Source organism: Ruegeria sp. BA12 (genome assembly GCF_056539625.1).
In genome coordinates this window covers 127,052-144,824 of the sequence record NZ_JBQFVF010000003.1, presented here as the reverse complement: position 1 = coordinate 144,824, position 17,773 = coordinate 127,052, and the positions used below count along the sequence as shown (strand labels likewise).

Genomic DNA, 17,773 nt, shown 5'->3' with positions numbered 1-17,773 from the left:
CCCTTTCCCTTGGCGATGCGGCTGGCTAAGAAGTCCCTCCAGACATATTCAGGAGGCCCCCTTGGACCGCATCGCCCGCACCATCGCCACCGAAATCAATGCCCGCCCCGAACAGGTGGGGGCCGCGGTGAAATTGCTGGACGAAGGGGCCACCGTGCCTTTTGTCGCCCGCTACCGCAAAGAGGTGACGGGTGGGCTGGACGACACCCAACTGCGCACCCTTTCTGACCGCCTGACCTATTTACGCGAACTGGAAGCGCGGCGCGAGACGATCCTTGGCTCGATCAAGGACCAGGGCAAGCTGACCGACGATCTGGTCAAGTCCATCGCACAGGCCGATACCAAGGCGCAGCTGGAAGACATTTACCTGCCCTACAAACCCAAGCGCCGCACCAAGGCGATGATTGCCCGCGAGAATGGGTTGGAACCGCTGGCGGATGCCATTCTGGCGGATCGGTCGGCTGACCCAGAAATTCTGGCGCAGGGATATGTCACCGAAGCAGTGGCAACCGTCAAGGACGCGCTGAACGGCGCGCGTGACATCATCACCGAACGGCTGACCGAAAACGCCGCCCTACTGGGTGAGCTGCGCAATTTCATGCAGCGCGAGGCCCTGCTGACTTCAAAAGTAATTGAAGGCAAGGAACAGGAAGGCGCGAAGTTCAGCGACTATTTCAGCCATTCGGAGCTTTGGGCAAAAGCCCCGTCGCATCGTGCGTTGGCGATGCTGCGGGCCTCGAAAGAGGGGATCGTGACACTGGATATCGCGCCCGATCCCGAAACCGGTGCCGCCCGTGCCGAAGCGATTGTCGCCGCGCACCTTCACACACGTGGAGACGGTCCCGGAGATCTGTGGCTACGTAAAGTGGCGGGTTGGACTTGGCGGGTTAAGCTGTCGCTGTCGATGATGGTCGAGCTGATGGCGGATCTGCGCGGCCGAGCGCAGGATGAAGCAATTGATGTTTTCTCGCGCAATCTCAAAGACTTACTATTTGCTGCACCGGCGGGTGCCAAGGCAACCCTGGGTCTGGACCCCGGCATTCGAACTGGCGTCAAAGCTGCGGTGGTTGATGCCACAGGTAAAGTGGTCGCGACCGATACGCTTTATCCGTTTCAACCTAAGAACGATCTACGCGGCGCGCAGGCCGCCATTCTGAACCTGATCGCTGCGCACGAAATTGAACTGATCGCCATCGGCAATGGCACCGCCAGCCGGGAAACCGAGAAACTGGTGGGTGATACGCTGAAACTGCTGCCAAAAGCTGTTTCGGCCCCGACCAAGGTTGTTGTGTCCGAGGCTGGCGCATCCGTCTATTCCGCCTCAGAACTGGCCGCGCGCGAATTCCCCGATCTTGACGTGTCGTTACGCGGTGCGGTTTCCATCGCTCGTCGGCTGCAGGACCCGCTGGCCGAACTGGTTAAGATCGAACCTAAATCTATTGGGGTCGGCCAATACCAGCATGACGTGGACCAGCACAGGCTGTCGCAATCTTTGGCCTCTGTGATCGAAGATGTGGTGAACGCGGTGGGGGTTGATTTGAACACGGCCTCGGCCCCCCTGCTCTCTCATGTCTCGGGGTTGGGGCCCGGCTTGGCCGAAGCAATTGTCATGCATCGCGACATGAATGGCGCATTTCAATCACGTAAAGAGCTGCTGAAGGTCGCCCGCCTTGGCCCGCGCGCTTATGAGCAAAGTGCAGGCTTTTTGCGCATACGCGACGGATCGGAACCTCTGGACGCATCGTCGGTTCACCCCGAGGCCTATAACGTGGCCCGCCGGGTTGTTTCGGCCTGCGGGCGCGACATCCGTCAGATCATGGGTCACGACGGAGCGCTAAAGGGGTTACGCGCAGAACAATTCGTCGACGACACCTTCGGCTTGCCGACCGTGCGCGACATCTTTGCCGAGCTGGAAAAGCCCGGTCGCGACCCTCGCCCCAGTTTTGTCACCGCCTCGTTCACCGACGGTGTCGAAGAGATCACCGACCTGAAACCGGGCATGGTGTTGGAAGGCACAGTGACAAATGTCGCCGCCTTTGGCGCTTTTGTGGATATCGGGGTGCATCAGGACGGGCTGGTCCATGTCAGTCAATTGGCCGACCGCTTCGTCAAAGACCCGCACGAGGTGGTCAAGACCGGACAGGTCGTCAAGGTCACCGTGGTCGAGGTGGATGTTCCCCGCAAGCGGATTGGCCTAACCATGCGCAAGGATGGCGGAACATCAGCTCGCGAAGATCGGGCCAGTCGAGGACCAAAAAAGAACACTGGCCTGTCAAAACCCAAAGGATCGCAACGCGCAAAATCTGATAGTAAAGCGCATAACAGCGCATTTGCGGATGCGTTGAAATCTGCGATGAAGGACCGTTGATGAAAACGGGCATTCACAGCCTTTGCCTTTGACGCCTAGGCGAAGGCGTCCGGCTCAAGCTCTTCCCAAAAATCAAAGATGGCATTGGCGTTCAGACCAGAACGCCAGCCATGGGCGCGGAAGTGTTCCCGGTCCAGATCATTGTCGAGCCCTGCCATAAACAAGCGTTTGTCTGCATCCCGCTGGGTTGGGTTTCGCCGCGAAACCAGTTCTTCAACGATAGACAGCTTTCGCGACCGCTCTGTACGCTCAGCCACTCGGGCTGCGTAAGCCTGATCTTCTAGCGCCTTCTCAACGTCCCGTACGCGCGCGGCCTCGACGGCCTCGGGGCTGGGTTCAGGCAGAGAATCGTTTTCCGGCGGTTGATAGTCGTCGCGCAAGGCGGCGGACAAATATCCAACCGTTGATTTCACATCCCCCTGCCCGCTTACATAATCCAATTTTTGCTGCACATAGTCTTCGCCATGTTCCGCAATCCACTGTCGCGCCAACCGGTCGGACACCCCTTGCTTACGGAGCGTCTTGTAAACTTGCAGATTGCGGACGCCATCGCTGTCATCGATTTCGAACATCGCCTTCTGTGGATTACCTTTGATCAGAAACCGGATATCCGTAACCGTGCGGCCCTTTTTTTGAAACTGTGGCTCTATCAGTATGTCCGAACTTTTATTCACCTCAGCCACGGCGGGTTTGATGATCTTGGCGTTGAGGTGTTTGAAGCTGCCGTAATAGTCGCTGCCGTCTACCCCCATGAGTTTGCGGAACACGTCCAGCGCCCACCAACCCGTAGAACCGGTTCTGACGAACCTATAACAATTCTCATACAGCGCCAGGCCATGCCCAGAGCTAAAGTTCCTTTGGATCTGCACATTGATCAGGGCATAGATTTTCGGATCATAAAGCTTTTGGGCCAGCGCCGGGGAGTAGGCGTATTCACAGACCCCGTTCTTCAGCTTGGCGAAGCTGAGCAATGAGGACACGCCCCACTCTTGTCTGCCCTGCTCATCCAACATGTCCCATTCCGCGACGGTTTCGGCCAGCGCTCGCAAACTCGCCCGCAGCGTATCGAAGTCGTTTGAATTATAGCCGACCATCATCGCAAGCGTCCGCGCGTCGATAGTATGTGTCTGCGCCGAGGTTAGTGCGTCATACGCGTTCAACAACAGGACATTCGAGAGCTTACGCTGCAAAAGCGTAAGCTTGCCGCTGATGTGAATCGCGGCGACGTTTTTCTTAACCGTCTCCCGGCGCAAAGCACCAGAGAGCTGATCCATATCCAATTGTGTATCCGGCATGATTCTGCCTGGCTGCTCGTTTTGGTATTTCTTGCACAAAAAGTACCCATGGATCAATTCTATTTGGGTACCCAAATACAGGAAAGAGGGAATCCTGTATCTGGGTACCTGACCTGAAAATCCTCGCAGTTATCCACAGAACCGGATCGAGGGTCGCCCAATTAGAGGGTTTTACATGTACTGCGACCCGGCGAAAAACGAAAATTTAGGGTCTAATCTGGTCGAAATTTCAGCGTCCTGCGAATCGGCCCCCTTCTTCCTGAAACTCGGCACTCAGCAACCTGTAGACGGGTACCTTTGATACCGGAATCTGGTCCCTTTCATACCGTAAACAGGTTCTAAAGTGAGTTTAATTCTTTGGTTTTAAACACTATTTTTCTTGTAAAGTCTCTAAAACATCTAAAATAAATAAACTCTTTGTTAGCTTTGGTGTTGCCTATTTTACTGGTTTCGTGACGAAACCCACTCAGAGGGGCTTATTCTGTGGAAAACTCTCACTCTGAGGATAGCGTCATTAGAAAATGTTCGCTATGTTGGGCAATATACGCCGCTAAGGCGAACATTACCCGAGGCATCGACAGTGAATAAATCTAACCAACCTCCTCTGCCGCCCTATTTGAATCTGGATCCAGAGCTAGCAGCGCAAAAGTTGCCTGATCCTATCGGAACTTCTCGATTCGCCAAAGCGGCTACATTCTGCGCAAAAGGGCGCGAAGACCTGGCGCGACGTGGGTATGCTCCGGACGGGGAAAAAAGACTGCGTAGATTTTCCATCTGGGAGATCACCAAATACCTGATCCCGGTTGCACCTGCGCATCTGCGACGTGTGCTCAAAGCCAATCCCGAATTGCCGCAGGGTGAAGGCGAGGCTGGCTCCAAGTGGTTTTCGCTGGAGGAAGTACTGACCCTCCGACAACACTTTGCAGCCGAGGGTGTGAGCACCAAGGAATATCTGCCGTACCGACCAGATGGCCTTCCTGCAAAGGTGGTTGCTGTGGCCAATTTCAAAGGGGGTGTAGGTAAGACATCTACTGCCGCGCATCTGGCAATGTCAGCTGCGCTGGACGGATATAAAGTATTGGTTATAGATCTGGACAGCCAGGGATCGATGACCTCAATTCTAGGTGGGAGTGTTGCAGATGAATGGCAAACGGTTTTTCCACTTATAGCCAAAGATTACGCGCGTGCCGTACAAGAGGAAAACCGGGTCCGCAATGCGGCTGGGCAGCCTGAAATCCCCCTGGATGAAACGCTGCAAGAAGCGCTCAATACCCTGCCCCGCGATGTTATTCAGAAAACGCATTGGCCCAATATCGACCTGATTGGCGCCCAGTTGAACCTGTATTGGGCCGAGTTTCAGATACCCGTTTGGCGCATGGGTTTGCGCAGTTGGCCGCTTTGGGATGGTTTGACCAACTTTCTGCAGGATGAAGGAGTGTTGAACGACTACGACATTGTTTTCCTCGATACGCCTCCTGCACTTGGGTACCTAACGATCAACGCGCTGGCTGCAGCTGATATTTTGCTTGTGCCGTTGGGGGCCTCGTTTCTTGAATTTGATTCAACGGGCCGGTTCTTTGACATGCTCTACACGACTTTTGCCAGCATCGAGGACGGTGAGAACGCGGCGCAAAGGGCGGCTGGTTTACCCGAGCTCAAGTTTGAATGGGACGTGGTCAGGGCCATAATCACTCGGTTTGATGCCAGCCAGCAAACCGATATGGCAAATGTGATTCAGGCCTATTTCGGGGACTTCATGAATGCATACCGTCAGGACTATACCGCTCTGGTTGGCCAGGCGGGTGAGCAGGTCAACGGTATCTACGAAGCGGATTACAGGGACTTCAATCGCGATACGTATGTACGAGGTCGGGAAACATTCGACCGGACCTATGCCGAATTCAAGCAGGTCTTGATCGGCTGCTGGTGGCGCGACGCTCAGATGGAAGGAAACGCAGATGGCTAAACGCAGAAGACTGACCGCTCCGGACACGTCAGAATTGGAACAGCTTGAGGCTGGTTTCGCGGCGAAACCGTCGATCAGCCCGTTTGAAACCAAGTCATCGACGCCTCCGATTGCACAGGTCGCGGCTGAGGCTGCAACGCTCAACGGCATGGCAGCGGTGACCGATCGCCTTGCTCTGGCGCAGGATCAAGGTGATGCAGCTCGATGGCGCGATGCGCAGGATGCCGGACTGGTGGCGGAAATGCTATCGCTGGATCAGATTGATGCCGATTTCATTCGTCGCGACCGGATGGTTGAAGATGAAGAAGCCATGGCAGAACTTTTGGAGTCCTTGCGCGTTCACGGGTTGCGCACACCAATTGAGGTCACGCGTGACGGCGAAGGTTACGGGTTGATTTCTGGCTTCCGACGATTGAATGCCTTCCGGCGCCTGGCCGAGACCGATCCGCGGTTTTCTGAAATCCCAGCCTTTGTCCGAGAGGCTGGTTCGGGGCAGGGCGCCTATGTCTCAATGGTCGAGGAAAACGAACTTAGGGCAAATCTCAGCCCTTATGAACGTGGACGCATTGCGGTTTTAGCCGCGGGACAGGGGGTATTTGCATCGACCGAAGCCGCTGTTGACGTTTTGTTTGCTGCTGCGTCCAAGGCAAAACGATCCAAGGTTCGTAGTTTTGCGGTGGTACACGAAGCACTTGGTGACTTGTTGCAGCACCCGGTCGCCCTGTCCGAAAAAGCAGGACTGAAACTAGCGGCCGCATTGCGGGAGGGGGCACAACCCCAATTGCGTCAGGCTTTGGCCGAGGTGGGCGAGCTGGACCAAAAATCGGAATGGGCGTTGCTGGAAGCCGCCCTAAAGACGTCACCTGCCCCTGTGAAAGACAAGGCGAGGGGAGGGCGTCCGCAACAGGTTCAGCGCCTGGCTCCGGTGGCGTTGACCGGAGGCAGCGACATTCTGGCCGAAGTGTCCGCAGGCGAATTACGCCTTCGTATTCGTGGAATGGATATCCCTGCCGAAGACGCGCAGAACATCGTTGAACGGTTGGCCGATTACCTGCGTGAGTTTCGCGGCAAAACATAAAGCGGGAAGGTGAGATAGGACCGCAAAATAGGACCTGCTATGTGGTGCGCAAAATGATATATTTTTGCGCACCAATTGGGTCGACCGTCTGACACCATAGGACGCTGGGATTCCACGTAATGTGCCAACGGTTATGAGGATCATGCCGTACCTGTATGAAACGGGAACTTGGTTTTCAGGACGTCAAACGGGACGGGTTCGGAATGGCTGACCGCCGTTCGATCAGCTGACCGTCAAGCCGTTCGGCACTGGGTCTTTCCTGATCCGAAATCCAGCGTGCGAGGGCAACGGCGGCTTTCTCGCCCATTTGAGACACCGGCAAATGCACTGTGGTGATGGCAGGCACTGCGACAGCAGAACTGGGCAGATCGTCGACCCCAACCAGAGAGATATCGTCGGGCACGTGGACATCCTCGGCCTGAAGACCGAACAAAACCCCCAAGGCAACGACATCTGACAGGCACAAAATGGCGTCCGGTTTTTGAGCCTGTCCGCAGATGTGTTTGGCACTTTCCGCGCCGCCGCGATGGCTGATCTCGGTCTCGTAGCAGGTTAGCTCTCCGGCCCAGGGCAGGTCGTGCAGCCCGGAAAGACGTGCGCGTGTTCGGTCATTATCGTGCACCGGACCGTGTACAACAGCTATGTGGCGATGCCCAAGGTCGGCAAGATGCTGCAGGGCAAGCTGAGCCACCGCCTCGTTGTCATACCCGATGGTCGGCAGAGGGTTTGTTGCGTCATAAAAGGATGTGATGATCGTCGGCAGCATCGTCCGATCGATCAAGTCGTGCAGTGCGTCGCTGTGGGTGGCACCTGTGATAATCAGACCTTCGGCTCCGATATCAACAAGGCTTTGCGCTTTCTCGGCTTCAATTTCGAGGTCCGAGTTCGTTGTCGCAACGACAAGGGACAATTGGTGTTCGGACAGCTCACGCTCTAGCGCGGCAAGGAACCGGGCAAAGATCGCATTGTCCAGCGTTGGCACCAAAGCTCCGACAAATCGGGTGCGGCCGGAATTGATCGCCCGAGCGGCGGCGCTGGGTACGAATTTCAACGCGTCAATGGCAGCCTGGACTTTCTCAAGCGTGTCTTTCTTCACCACGCCTGGTTCATTGAGAACACGAGACACCGTTGCGACCGATACACCCGCCGCTTTGGCCACGTCTCTGAGATTTGCGCGTTTTTTGGGTTCAGGGCTTCTTGGCTTCACCGTTTTCTGGGTCCGTTTCTGCGGTCGTATAAGAAAGTGTTGACATATGTAACTAGTTTCAGCAACCTCTGTAACTAGTTACATTTTGGCTATCTGGCTGCACCATGCACGGATCTTCAGTCTTACATACGTTCGCGAATACGGGGTTTAACGGCCTTGGTCGGCGGTTTCCGGGCTTTCCGAAAATCTCAGATGCGCGTACGCATATCCTGGCCCCGCGCGAGGCGGTGCAACTGAAAATGTCCGCTGGGGATTTGCTGTCGATAGAAGGGGTTGGCCCGGCGCAACCTCTGGATTTGACGGCATTTGACGAAGTTGGGCAACCAATGTTGGCAACCTTGGGGCTTACTGCAAACGGACAGATCGCAGCGGGCGACTTTGATAGTGCCCAATTTTCAGGATGGATTGCTGCACAGGGCGAGGGGGAACCGGTTCCCGGACACAGGTTGGATCAAGTGACCGATCCGGTGATTCTGCGCGCCGACACGTCCGTTACGGTTTGGGTGATCCGTCCCAATGAGCGTTCGGGGTTGATCGAAGGTGCAGGGGCCGGATGCGTTACGGTTCAACACAAATCATCCGCTGCGCAAGACCCGCACCTGCCACCTTTGCTGGGTGATACACGGGATGAATTCACCGTACCGCGGGGCAGGGCAGTTGCCTATGAACTGAAGGCAGGAGAATTTGTTCAGATCATCGACGTCGAAGGCCAGCAGTGTTCGGATTTCATGGCGCTGCGCGCTGATGGGTTGGATCGTGGTGACGAATGGATGATCGACTCCACCGCCACCCGCTCGATGGTGCGTCGTGCATTCCCGGGGCCCGGGTTGCTGGACAAATTTTTTGATCGCGAGATGCGTCCGCTGTTGAATGTCATACAGGATACCTGCGGGCGGCATGACACTTTCGGTCTGGCTTGCACCGCACGCGGGTATGAGGAGCGGGGGTTTCCCGGTCATCTGAATTGTTCCGACAACATGTCGAATGCCTTGGCCCCGTATGGCGTCGCACGGCGTGCGGCCTGGCCGGCCATCAATTTCTTTTGGAACACATGGATCGATCCGGCGACCCATCACATCCAGACCGAAGAATCCCATTCTCGTCCTGGGGACTATGTCGCGATGCGCGCGATCGAGGATCTGGTCTGTGTCTCGACCGCCTGCCCGGATGACATTGATCCGATTAATGGTTGGAATCCGACAGATGTGCATGTGCGCATCTATCGCCCCGAAACACCGATCCGCCGCGCGGTGGCCTATCGCGAAAAGGAAGATGCCCCGATGTCGATCAGTCAGGAATCCGCGTTTCACGACCGGCTCGCTCCGCTGACCCAGCATTTCGCGCCGGCGCGCGATCTGTGGGCGCCGGTCAGCTATCCCGCCCACGGCACGCTGGGAGAATATTGGGCCTGCCGTCAGGCGGTGACGGTTCAGGATATGAGCGGGCTGCGCAAATTCGACATTATCGGCCCGGATGCCGAGGCGTTGTTGCAGCTGGCGACCACGCGAAACGTGGCCAAGTTGCCGGTGTGGCGTGGGTCTTACACTTTGATGTGTGACGAAAGCGGGGCCGTCATTGATGACGGCACCTTGTTCCGCCTTGCGCCCGAGATTTTTCGCTGGTGCTGTGGCTCGGAAGAAAGCGGGCGCGTGTTGCAGACGCTGGCGGATGAACGCGGTTTGCAAGTGCGCGTGCATGCATTGCGCGGTGCGATGCCGAACCTGGCAATCCAGGGTCCGAAATCGCGCGACCTGTTGCGCAAGATCGCCTTTACGCAACCTCATGTGCCCGGGCTGGATCACCTGAAATGGTTTGGCGTCACCGTCGCCCGTCTGCGCGATCGCGAGGGCGCGCCGTTCATGCTGTCGCGCTCAGGCTATACCGGAGAACTGGGGTATGAGGTCTTCTGCTCCAAATCCGATGCAGTCGCAATCTGGGACGCGGTGATGGAAGCGGGTGAGGAATTCGGGATCACGCCAATGGGTTCGGCCGCGCTGGACGTTATCCGGATCGAGGCCGGTCTGGCCGCCGCCAACGCCGAATTCGAGCCGGGTGTCGATGCGTTCGAAGCGGGGTTGGGTTTTGCCGTCGACCTGACCAAATCCGACTTTACCGGCAAGGCTGCGCTGGAACGCAATGCGCGCGAACCGCGCCGGGTACTCAAGGGGCTGCTGATTGGCTGCGATGATGTACCCGCCCACGGTGCCCCTGTCTTTGCAGGTGAGCGGCAGGTGGGTGTGGTCACTTCGGCCACCCGCTCACCGATGTTGGAACACGCCATCGCGATGGCGCGGCTTTCGGTCGAACACGCGGAAAATGGCACCGAACTTGAGATCGGACAGCTTGATGGGCGGATGAAGCGCCTGTGTGCCACCGTCTCGGACATTCCATTCATAGATCCGCAACGCAAGCGGGCGCGCGCTTGATGGCGCATGCAACTCAACGCAACGGGAGAAGACATATGAGGAAACTAACATTCACGGCAACCTTGACCATGATCTTGGGCGCAACAACGGCAATGGCGCAGGAGAAGGTCATGGTGGGTGAACCCAGCTGGCCCGGAGCCAAAATCATGAGCCGGGTAATCGGTCAGGTCATCGAAACCCGTTTGGGCGGCGAAGTCGGATATGCTCCTGGTGCCAACGCGGTGATCTTTGCCGCCATGGATGGCGGGCGCGGCGATATCGACGTACACCCGGACGTCTGGTTGCCGAACCAGTCTTCGTTCACCGATGAGTACGTTGATCAGAAGGGTACTGTTGGACTGTCTTCGGGCAGCTACGAAGGCCGCGCCGGGATTTGCGTGCCGAACTACATGGTCGAAGATCACAACATCAAATCCATCTACGATCTGGCCACCCCAATGGCGCAGGAACTGTTCGATTCAGACGGTGACGGGCTGGGCGAGGTCTGGGTCGGCGCGTCCGGCTGGGCGTCGACCAACACGTTCAAGGTGCGGGTACGGGACTACGGCATCGAAACCTTCCTGACACCCACCACCGAAGACGAAACCGTGTTTTATTCGCGTCTGAAGGATCAGATCGACCAGCAGAAAGGGGCCGCGTTTTACTGCTATGCGCCGCATTATGTGCACGCCCTCTATGACGTAACCATTCTGGAAGAGCCCGAGCATGACGCGGCCACCTATAAGATGGTGCAGCCGGATCAGGATGCCGACTGGTACAACAAATCCCATGTCAGTACCGGCGAGCCGGTTAAAACCGTGACCGTGGCGCATTCCAAGTCTTTGGAACAGCGCAATCCGGCGGCTGCCTCTTTTCTGGCCAATATCGACATGGACGCAGCCCAGCTTAGCGGATTGACCTACGAGGTCGTGGTCAAGGGCCGCGAGATTGACGAGGTCGTGGCCGAATGGATCGCCGGGAATGGCGATACCGTCGATGGTTGGCTTGGTCTGAAAACAAACTAAAGCCGTCGCGCCCCCGGTGTTTCGGGGGCGCCCTGTAACACTCTCAACAGCGGTGGGGTCAGTATGACAGCGGATATCGCAATCGACGCAAAAGGCGTGTGGAAAGTATTCGGCGCGCGCTCGCAGGAGGCTTTGAAAGCCATCCACAGCGAAGGGCTGAGCAAGGCCGAAGTGCTGGACCGCTTCAACTGCGTTGTTGGCGTGGCCGATGCCAGTTTCGAAATTGAGCGTGGGGAGCTGTTCTGTGTCATGGGCCTGTCTGGTTCGGGCAAATCGACCCTCGTGCGCCATGTAAACCGACTGCTCGAGCCAACGGATGGTCATATCTATCTGGATGGCGATGACGTGATGGGCCTGAATGACGAAGGATTGCGCGATTTACGCAACCGGCGTGTTGCCATGGTGTTCCAAAACTTCGGCCTGATGCCGCACCGCACCGTGCGTGACAACGTGGCGATGCCGTTGGAAATACGTGGCACCGGCAAAGCCCGCCGCTGGGAAGAGGCGGACCGGGTGTTGGAGCTGGTCGAACTGAACGGATGGGAAGACAAATACGCCCATGAGCTTTCGGGTGGCATGCAGCAGCGCGTGGGCCTTGCCCGCGCCATTGCAGCCGATCCGGAAATCCTGTTGATGGATGAGCCATTCTCGGCCCTCGATCCGCTGATCCGCAAACAGTTGCAAGATCAGTTCATGGACCTCAGCCACAAGCTGAATAAAACGACGATGTTTATCACCCACGATCTGGACGAGGCCATTCGCATCGGCCACCGCATCGCGATTATGAAAGACGGGCGTATCGTGCAGATTGGTACGCCGGAAGAGATCATCCTCAACCCCGCCGACGACTATGTTGCCGATTTCGTTGCCGGTATATCTAAGCTCAACATGATCTTCGCCCATTCGGTGATGAAACCGGTGGACGAATTCGAGGCCCATCATGGCGAGGTGCCGGAGGATGCAAAGGAAGCGCATCCCGAGATGGATTTGTCCGATCTGATGAACCTTTGCGTCGACGGCCACGGTGTCGTCGCGGTCACGCAGGATGGCAACACGGTCGGGGTGATTAACCGCGCGGGTCTGATCCGCGCCATTCAGGACAGCCAGGCATAAGGGGACCGATATGAAACATGTTGATGTGCAACAGATCCAACCGGAAACCGCTGATCGGCTGAACGGGCTGATCGCCGATTTCGTGGGGCAGGGGCAGGAATACTACCAAAAAACCTTTGCTTATATGATGCAGGCGCCCGGTTATCGGTTCACGCTGAACAAGGCCGCAGCGATCCTGGGGCCGATCTGGTTTGGCGCGCGTGGGTTGTGGTCGTGGTTTCTGGGCTTTCTGGTGCTGGAAACACTGGCCTATATCCAGATCGGGCTGGGGCTGTTCGGTGACCTTGGTCGCGAGTTCCGTGAACGCGCAGCCCAGATCGAACAGACGCTGGAACTACGCCGCCAACAGATTGCCGCTGCCGAACAATCCGGCTCCGCCACGTTGGAGTCGTTGAAACGTGCGGCGGAATCGCTTGAGGGCGCGTTGGTCGGGGCCCAAGAGGCCGCGCGCAGTGCGGATTCCACCGGTGTCGCTTATCTGATGGTTGGAATTGTGCTGTTGCTGGCGGTCAAGTTTCTGGCAGCGTCGCTGGCCAACTGGACGCTTGAGGGTCAGTTTGCGCGCTGGCGCTCGGACACAAGTGTCGCAAATGGCTGGTCGACCCCCCGGATGGTTGTGGCCGCGGCATTGACGGGCATTGTCGTTGTGCTGTCGATGATCAAATTTGCGCAGCCTGACGCTTTGGCGGTGCTGAAAACCTTCCCGACCAATCGCGACTGGCGGCTGAATGTGGGCGACGGGGTGCAGGCGGTTTTTGAATGGACCAAGACCGCAGGGCGCGGCTTCTTTGACGGCCTGACCTATGGCATGCGCACCTTGCTGGACTGGATTGAGGTGGTGCTTGTTGATACGCCCTGGCCGGTGGTGGCTCTGGTGATCATCATGCTGGCTTATCTGTCCGCTGGTGCGCGCGTGGCAATCTTTACCGGGGCGGCGCTGGCCTATCTTGGGCTTTTGGATTTCTGGGAAAAGGCGATGACCACGATTGCCTTGCTGGGTGCAGCGGCGTTGATTTCGATCACGCTGGGCATCCCGCTGGGTATTTATTGCGCCCGCCGCCCACGTGCCTTTGCCATCGTGCGGCCCATTCTGGATTTCATGCAGTCGATGCCATCCTTTGTATACCTGATTCCCGTGGTGGCTTTCATCGGGTCAGGCAAACCAGCAGGCGTCGTGGCCACGATGATTTTCGGTAGTCCCCCGGTGATCCGCTTCACCGTTCTAGGTTTGCAGCAGGTGCCGGAAACGGTGCGCGAGGCTGCGCTCGCCTTTGGGGCCACGCCGCGTTACCTGCTGTGGCGAGTGGATCTGCCGCTAGCGCATAAGACCATCATGGCAGGCGTCAACCAGACCATCCTGATGTCGCTGGCCATGGTCGTTGTTGCCTCGCTGATCGGTGCTAAGGGTCTGGGGGAAGACGTTCTGGAAGCGTTGCAGTACGCGGCGGCAGGTCAGGGTATTCTGGCCGGTCTGGCGATCCTGTTCTGTGCGCTGATCCTGGATCGGATTGTGGCCGGTAAGAAGTAGAGATCTACCGCGATCAAAAGCTGTCTGGCCGGGGGCTCTCCCTGGCCAAGGCATCCTGGTTACGACCAGCGTTCGATCAGGCGAATGGCCCAGACCAGCACGATGCCATAGATCACATGCCCGACTAGCGCGACCCATGTGATACCAGTGAAATTTAAGAAGAACGGCAAACCGGCGATGGTCGTGATACCGCCAATGGCAAATACCCAAAGCCCAAAACCGTAGACTGCTGATCCCACAAATATGTGGCGGCCTTTGAACAGCGTCGCCCAAACCGGGTTGAAGACGTAGAGCCAGCCAATCGGATAACCGATCAGGCCAACCAGATAGAAGTGAACGAAATACCCGGCGAAATCGCCATTGGGCAGGCCCAGTGTTCCGAGCAAGCTGCGCGCAAGCCCGTGCGGAGACAAATTGGCAAACCCCAATGACGGGCTGATCAGCTGCCCCCACAGGTCAAACGCATTGGACGCGAAGAAACCTGAAATGAACATCATACCCAAAAGCGGGATGTTGAATCGTGGGAACAGACCCGTCGAAGAATGCGCAGTTTCTGACATCGCCATGGGATGACCTTTCATGCCGGTTGCGTTGCTTTGTGCCTTTAAAATTGTGAAACGGCGGCTGAATTCAACGAATTGAAAGAGCTTTCACGCACAGGTGACAAAGCGAAGAATATTGAAACAAACCTGTGGGGATGGCCAGCTATCTGCGGCGTGCGGCTCGCCTCAGCAGCGGGATTTCAAAACGTCCACGACCGCATCAAAGGCCTGTACATCTTGTTCGGCGCGGGCGGTTAAAAGCGCCCCTTCCAACACGGCCAAGGTGGCGCGGGCCTCGGCCGCTGGATTTGTCACGCCTGTGATTGACTTGTCTTGCAGGCCCAGTTGAAAGATCGCTTCGATCTGCTTGATCACCATGGCGCGGAAGGCTTTGATCTTTTCAATCACTTCGTCTGACAGGCTTTCAAGGCTGCTGATCAGCGAAACGCACAGGCACAGGGTTTTGCCATCGTTGAGTGCATTTCGGTACAGCCCGATCAAGGCCAGCAATCGTTGCGACGCGGTGTCATGGGCGGCCTCGGCTTTGCGGCATTCGGCCTCAAAGGTCGAGTGGTAGCGATCCATCAAAGCAGCCGACAGGGCGGCCTTGGTGGGAAAGTGATAATGGATCGAAGCCTTGCGAATACCCACCGCATCAGCCAGATCGGCATAGCTGAACCCATCGAACCCGCGCGCTCGGGCGGCATGTTCGGCAACATCCAGCAAGGCGGTTTTGGTATCGGTCGCCATCTGTGTTCAATCCCTTTCCGAGCTATTCAAAGGCAGCGGTGATCCCCCTGCCTTTGACACCCTCAAAGCAGTACCGGCCCGGCCCCTAAAATGCCAGAGGGATCGCGTTTCACGTGCTAGACCGCCGGAGCCTTGGCAAAGGGCAAATGCCCGGTTTTCATCCAGACTTTTGCGCCATGGGAACCCGCGGTGGCTGAAAGGGCCTGGCCTTCGGGCAGGCGCAACCAGCCATCTTTGGTCAGGTCATCACCGCCGGTGGTGATGGACCCGTCAATGACCAAAAGTTCGATGCCGCCAGCGGCGTCAGAGTTGAGAACCGCGCCCGGATCAAGGTGGCTGTAGGTGACGATCTCACGGTCATCCTTGTGCAGCGTGGCGGTTGACACGCCATTTACCGGGGCGGCCAGTTCATCCGCCATGGTCTTGCGGAACTGGGTGCGGTCGTCCAGATCGAACTGCCATAGCTTGACGAAGATGGTGCAACCGGGTTCCGATCCGGGCGTATGCTCCGAGGTTGGCGGATTGCGCACATAGGTTCCTGCGGGGAAGTCACCGTGTTCGTCCTGAAATACACCATCGAGTACGATGAACTCTTCACCGCCAGTGTGAGTATGAGCCGAAAACTTGCTGCCCGGCGCGTACCGCACGATGGTGGTGGCTCGGGCAACTTCGCCGCCGATCCGGTCCAGCATGCGCCGGTCCACACCCTTCATGGGCGAGGCCTGCCACTCAAGCTGATCAGAGTGAACGACGACGCGGGATGAGAAATCCGAGTTGAGTTCCATTGATAGTATTCCTTTCGACTTCAGTGGCAGAGGCTGGTTCAGGCCGCGATGGACGGGCGCGCCGCCATTTTTGCACGCCATGCCTTTAGATGGGTCAGGTTTTCCGGGATGTCGACCTTGGCGAAGTCGGCAAAAGCCAATCCGGCGAAGGCCGTGATGTCTGCCACCGAGAAAGTGTCGCCAGCAAGATATTCATTCTCGGCCAGAACTGAATCCAGATAAGCCATGGTTTGCCCGGCCACCTCTTTCTGTTTCAAGCCCCATTCAGCACATTGATAGGTTTCAAGATCCGGTCCAAGGCCGGGGGTCGCGTGATGGAAATATGTGCCGACCGCGTTCAGCAGACCGTTTTCCGCCCGCAGGTTCATCATCGAGATTTGCGCGCGTTCCTTGGCTGTTTCCCCAGTCAGCGATGGGCCGTCGAATGTCGCATCAATGTATTCGGTGATCGCGTTGCACTGCGCGATATGTGTGCCATCGGGCAGCTCCAGGCAGGGGACTGCGGCGTCAGGGTTTTTAGCTTTGAATTCAGGGGTGCGGTGCTCACCGCCCATCACGTCCACCGGAATGAACTCAACTTTGTCAGATGCGCCCTTTTCAGCCAAGGCGATGCGGACGCGGGTTGGGTTTGGAAACCCTTCGATATCATGGATTTTCATAGGTGCGATTCCTTTGGAAGTATTATCAATGAGAAACTACCTATCAGAAGGTAGGTAATTTTGCAACCATGATTCAGCCCCCACATCTTGCGGTTAGAAATATTCGAAGGCGTTGGGGCTCTAAGCCCCGCGTAACTGTTTCACCAGAAAGTCGATTAACGCTCGAATCCGAGCGGTCAGGTGGCGGTTTTGCGGATAGGCTGCGTAGAGTCCCAGCGATATTGCCTCTTGTGCTTCAAACAGCAATTGCAGACGACCCGTGTCCAAAAAGGGCTGTGCCGTGTACAAGGGAATCCGGCCAATCCCCAGCCCGTCCGCTGCCATATGCGCCACAGCGCGCGGGGAATTTGCGCGAAAGTTTCCGGATACAGAAACCACGTATTCGCCGTCCGATCCCTTGAAAGCCCAATTGTCGATCATATTGCCGGTGGTCTGTAGTAGACAGTTGTGGGTGGATAAGGCGGCGGGCTCTTGCGGCGTCCCATGTTGCGCCAGATATTCGGGCGACACACAGCAGACAATACGCATGTCCGTCAGCTTGCGCGCCACAAGGTTGGAATCCTTCAGTGCGCCAAAGCGAATGGCAAGGTCATACCCTTCTTCGACCATCGAGACGTGATGGTCAGACAGGTGCAATTCGATCGTGACTTTCGGATGTTCGGTTTGGAACGGTTTCAGCAGATGTATCAGTTCGGCCGAGCCAAACCCGGTTGGCGCGGTGATCCGTATACGCCCCGCCAATTCGGTCTGGCGTTTCTGGACCAGCCCTTCCAATTCATCAAACTGGTCCAGCAGTGAAACGCAACGCTCGTAATAGGACCGTCCGGTATCGGTCAGGGTGACGCTGCGGGTGGTGCGGTTGAACAATTGCGCGTTCAGGCGGTCCTCAAGCTGACCGACATATTTGCTGGCCAGCTTGGTGCTGATGCCGATCTGTTTTGCGCCTTCGGTAAACGAAGAATGTGCCGCCACCGCCGCAAAGGTGCGCATGCCTTGGATCGTGTCCATTATCCACACTGCGTTCATAGTAATTCTATAAATGCGTATATTAT

The 17,773-nt window shown here is 56.9% G+C and carries 14 protein-coding genes; 7 read left to right on the top strand and 7 right to left on the bottom strand.

Features of this window, described 5'->3' with window-relative positions; genetic code table 11:
• Positions 1-61 precede the first annotated feature (61 nt).
• Positions 62-2,368: a Tex family protein gene (locus ACR0B0_RS08625; protein WP_170349972.1), complete on the top strand. Its 2,307-nt coding sequence runs from the start codon at positions 62-64 to the stop codon at positions 2,366-2,368.
• Between the two features lie 35 nt (positions 2,369-2,403).
• Here ACR0B0_RS08625 and ACR0B0_RS08620 read toward each other — a convergent pair whose 3' ends face one another.
• Complete coding sequence (locus ACR0B0_RS08620; RefSeq protein ID WP_170349971.1) at positions 2,404-3,663, bottom strand: replication initiation protein; 1,260 nt, start codon at positions 3,661-3,663, stop codon at positions 2,404-2,406.
• A 580-nt stretch (positions 3,664-4,243) separates the two neighbouring features.
• Between ACR0B0_RS08620 and ACR0B0_RS08615 the strand changes: the two genes are divergently transcribed.
• Both ACR0B0_RS08615 and ACR0B0_RS08610 read left to right on the top strand, forming a co-directional pair.
• Complete coding sequence (locus ACR0B0_RS08615; protein WP_170349970.1) at positions 4,244-5,629, top strand: AAA family ATPase; 1,386 nt, start codon at positions 4,244-4,246, stop codon at positions 5,627-5,629.
• Positions 5,622-6,707: a ParB/RepB/Spo0J family partition protein gene (locus tag ACR0B0_RS08610; RefSeq protein WP_170376975.1), complete on the top strand. Its 1,086-nt coding sequence runs from the start codon at positions 5,622-5,624 to the stop codon at positions 6,705-6,707. The genes ACR0B0_RS08615 and ACR0B0_RS08610 overlap by 8 nt, the downstream gene beginning before the upstream one ends.
• Before the next feature lie 175 nt (positions 6,708-6,882).
• Here ACR0B0_RS08610 and ACR0B0_RS08605 read toward each other — a convergent pair whose 3' ends face one another.
• On the bottom strand, positions 6,883-7,866 hold the full coding sequence (locus ACR0B0_RS08605; protein ID WP_480647337.1) for a LacI family DNA-binding transcriptional regulator: 984 nt from the start codon (positions 7,864-7,866) through the stop codon (positions 6,883-6,885).
• Between the two features lie 152 nt (positions 7,867-8,018).
• Between ACR0B0_RS08605 and ACR0B0_RS08600 the strand changes: the two genes are divergently transcribed.
• The 4 genes from ACR0B0_RS08600 to ACR0B0_RS08585 all read left to right on the top strand — a co-directional run bounded on the left by ACR0B0_RS08600 (position 8,019) and on the right by ACR0B0_RS08585 (position 13,985).
• On the top strand, positions 8,019-10,340 hold the full coding sequence (locus tag ACR0B0_RS08600) for a DUF1989 domain-containing protein (protein ID WP_480647335.1): 2,322 nt from the start codon (positions 8,019-8,021) through the stop codon (positions 10,338-10,340).
• A 35-nt stretch (positions 10,341-10,375) separates the two neighbouring features.
• A complete protein-coding gene (locus tag ACR0B0_RS08595) occupies positions 10,376-11,344 on the top strand; it encodes an ABC transporter substrate-binding protein (protein WP_170349966.1) in 969 nt (322 codons plus the stop codon).
• 63 nt (positions 11,345-11,407) lie between these two features.
• Positions 11,408-12,457: a quaternary amine ABC transporter ATP-binding protein gene (locus ACR0B0_RS08590; protein WP_170349965.1), complete on the top strand. Its 1,050-nt coding sequence runs from the start codon at positions 11,408-11,410 to the stop codon at positions 12,455-12,457.
• Positions 12,458-12,467: 10 nt separating this feature from the next.
• Positions 12,468-13,985: an ABC transporter permease gene (locus tag ACR0B0_RS08585; RefSeq protein WP_170349964.1), complete on the top strand. Its 1,518-nt coding sequence runs from the start codon at positions 12,468-12,470 to the stop codon at positions 13,983-13,985.
• 59 nt (positions 13,986-14,044) lie between these two features.
• Here ACR0B0_RS08585 and ACR0B0_RS08580 read toward each other — a convergent pair whose 3' ends face one another.
• The 5 genes from ACR0B0_RS08580 to ACR0B0_RS08560 all read right to left on the bottom strand — a co-directional run bounded on the left by ACR0B0_RS08580 (position 14,045) and on the right by ACR0B0_RS08560 (position 17,729).
• Positions 14,045-14,551, bottom strand: a complete 507-nt coding sequence (locus tag ACR0B0_RS08580) for a hypothetical protein (protein WP_226689430.1) — start codon at positions 14,549-14,551, stop codon at positions 14,045-14,047.
• A 162-nt stretch (positions 14,552-14,713) separates the two neighbouring features.
• The gene (locus tag ACR0B0_RS08575; RefSeq protein ID WP_480647333.1) at positions 14,714-15,277 is read right to left on the bottom strand and encodes a TetR/AcrR family transcriptional regulator; all 564 of its coding nucleotides are present in this window, start codon (positions 15,275-15,277) and stop codon (positions 14,714-14,716) included.
• Between the two features lie 116 nt (positions 15,278-15,393).
• A complete protein-coding gene (locus ACR0B0_RS08570; RefSeq protein ID WP_170349962.1) occupies positions 15,394-16,062 on the bottom strand; it encodes a cupin domain-containing protein in 669 nt (222 codons plus the stop codon).
• Between the two features lie 38 nt (positions 16,063-16,100).
• Positions 16,101-16,721 (bottom strand): glutathione S-transferase family protein, encoded by a 621-nt coding sequence (locus ACR0B0_RS08565; protein WP_170516300.1) that lies wholly within the window; start codon positions 16,719-16,721, stop codon positions 16,101-16,103.
• A 120-nt stretch (positions 16,722-16,841) separates the two neighbouring features.
• Complete coding sequence (locus ACR0B0_RS08560) at positions 16,842-17,729, bottom strand: LysR family transcriptional regulator (RefSeq protein WP_480647331.1); 888 nt, start codon at positions 17,727-17,729, stop codon at positions 16,842-16,844.
• Positions 17,730-17,773 lie beyond the last annotated feature (44 nt).

What these genes read in the sequence shown, in the direction of transcription:
- ACR0B0_RS08620 (WP_170349971.1), bottom strand. Translation starts at nt 3,663, where the DNA reads ATGCCGGATACACAATTGGATATGGATCAGCTCTCTGGTGCTTTGCGC.
- ACR0B0_RS08610 (WP_170376975.1), top strand. Translation starts at nt 5,622, where the DNA reads ATGGCTAAACGCAGAAGACTGACCGCTCCGGACACGTCAGAATTGGAA.
- ACR0B0_RS08600 (WP_480647335.1), top strand. Translation starts at nt 8,019, where the DNA reads ATGCACGGATCTTCAGTCTTACATACGTTCGCGAATACGGGGTTTAAC.
- ACR0B0_RS08595 (WP_170349966.1), top strand. Translation starts at nt 10,376, where the DNA reads ATGAGGAAACTAACATTCACGGCAACCTTGACCATGATCTTGGGCGCA.
- ACR0B0_RS08590 (WP_170349965.1), top strand. Translation starts at nt 11,408, where the DNA reads ATGACAGCGGATATCGCAATCGACGCAAAAGGCGTGTGGAAAGTATTC.
- ACR0B0_RS08585 (WP_170349964.1), top strand. Translation starts at nt 12,468, where the DNA reads ATGAAACATGTTGATGTGCAACAGATCCAACCGGAAACCGCTGATCGG.
- ACR0B0_RS08580 (WP_226689430.1), bottom strand. Translation starts at nt 14,551, where the DNA reads ATGGCGATGTCAGAAACTGCGCATTCTTCGACGGGTCTGTTCCCACGA.
- ACR0B0_RS08575 (WP_480647333.1), bottom strand. Translation starts at nt 15,277, where the DNA reads ATGGCGACCGATACCAAAACCGCCTTGCTGGATGTTGCCGAACATGCC.
- ACR0B0_RS08570 (WP_170349962.1), bottom strand. Translation starts at nt 16,062, where the DNA reads ATGGAACTCAACTCGGATTTCTCATCCCGCGTCGTCGTTCACTCTGAT.
- ACR0B0_RS08565 (WP_170516300.1), bottom strand. Translation starts at nt 16,721, where the DNA reads ATGAAAATCCATGATATCGAAGGGTTTCCAAACCCAACCCGCGTCCGC.
- ACR0B0_RS08560 (WP_480647331.1), bottom strand. Translation starts at nt 17,729, where the DNA reads ATGGACACGATCCAAGGCATGCGCACCTTTGCGGCGGTGGCGGCACAT.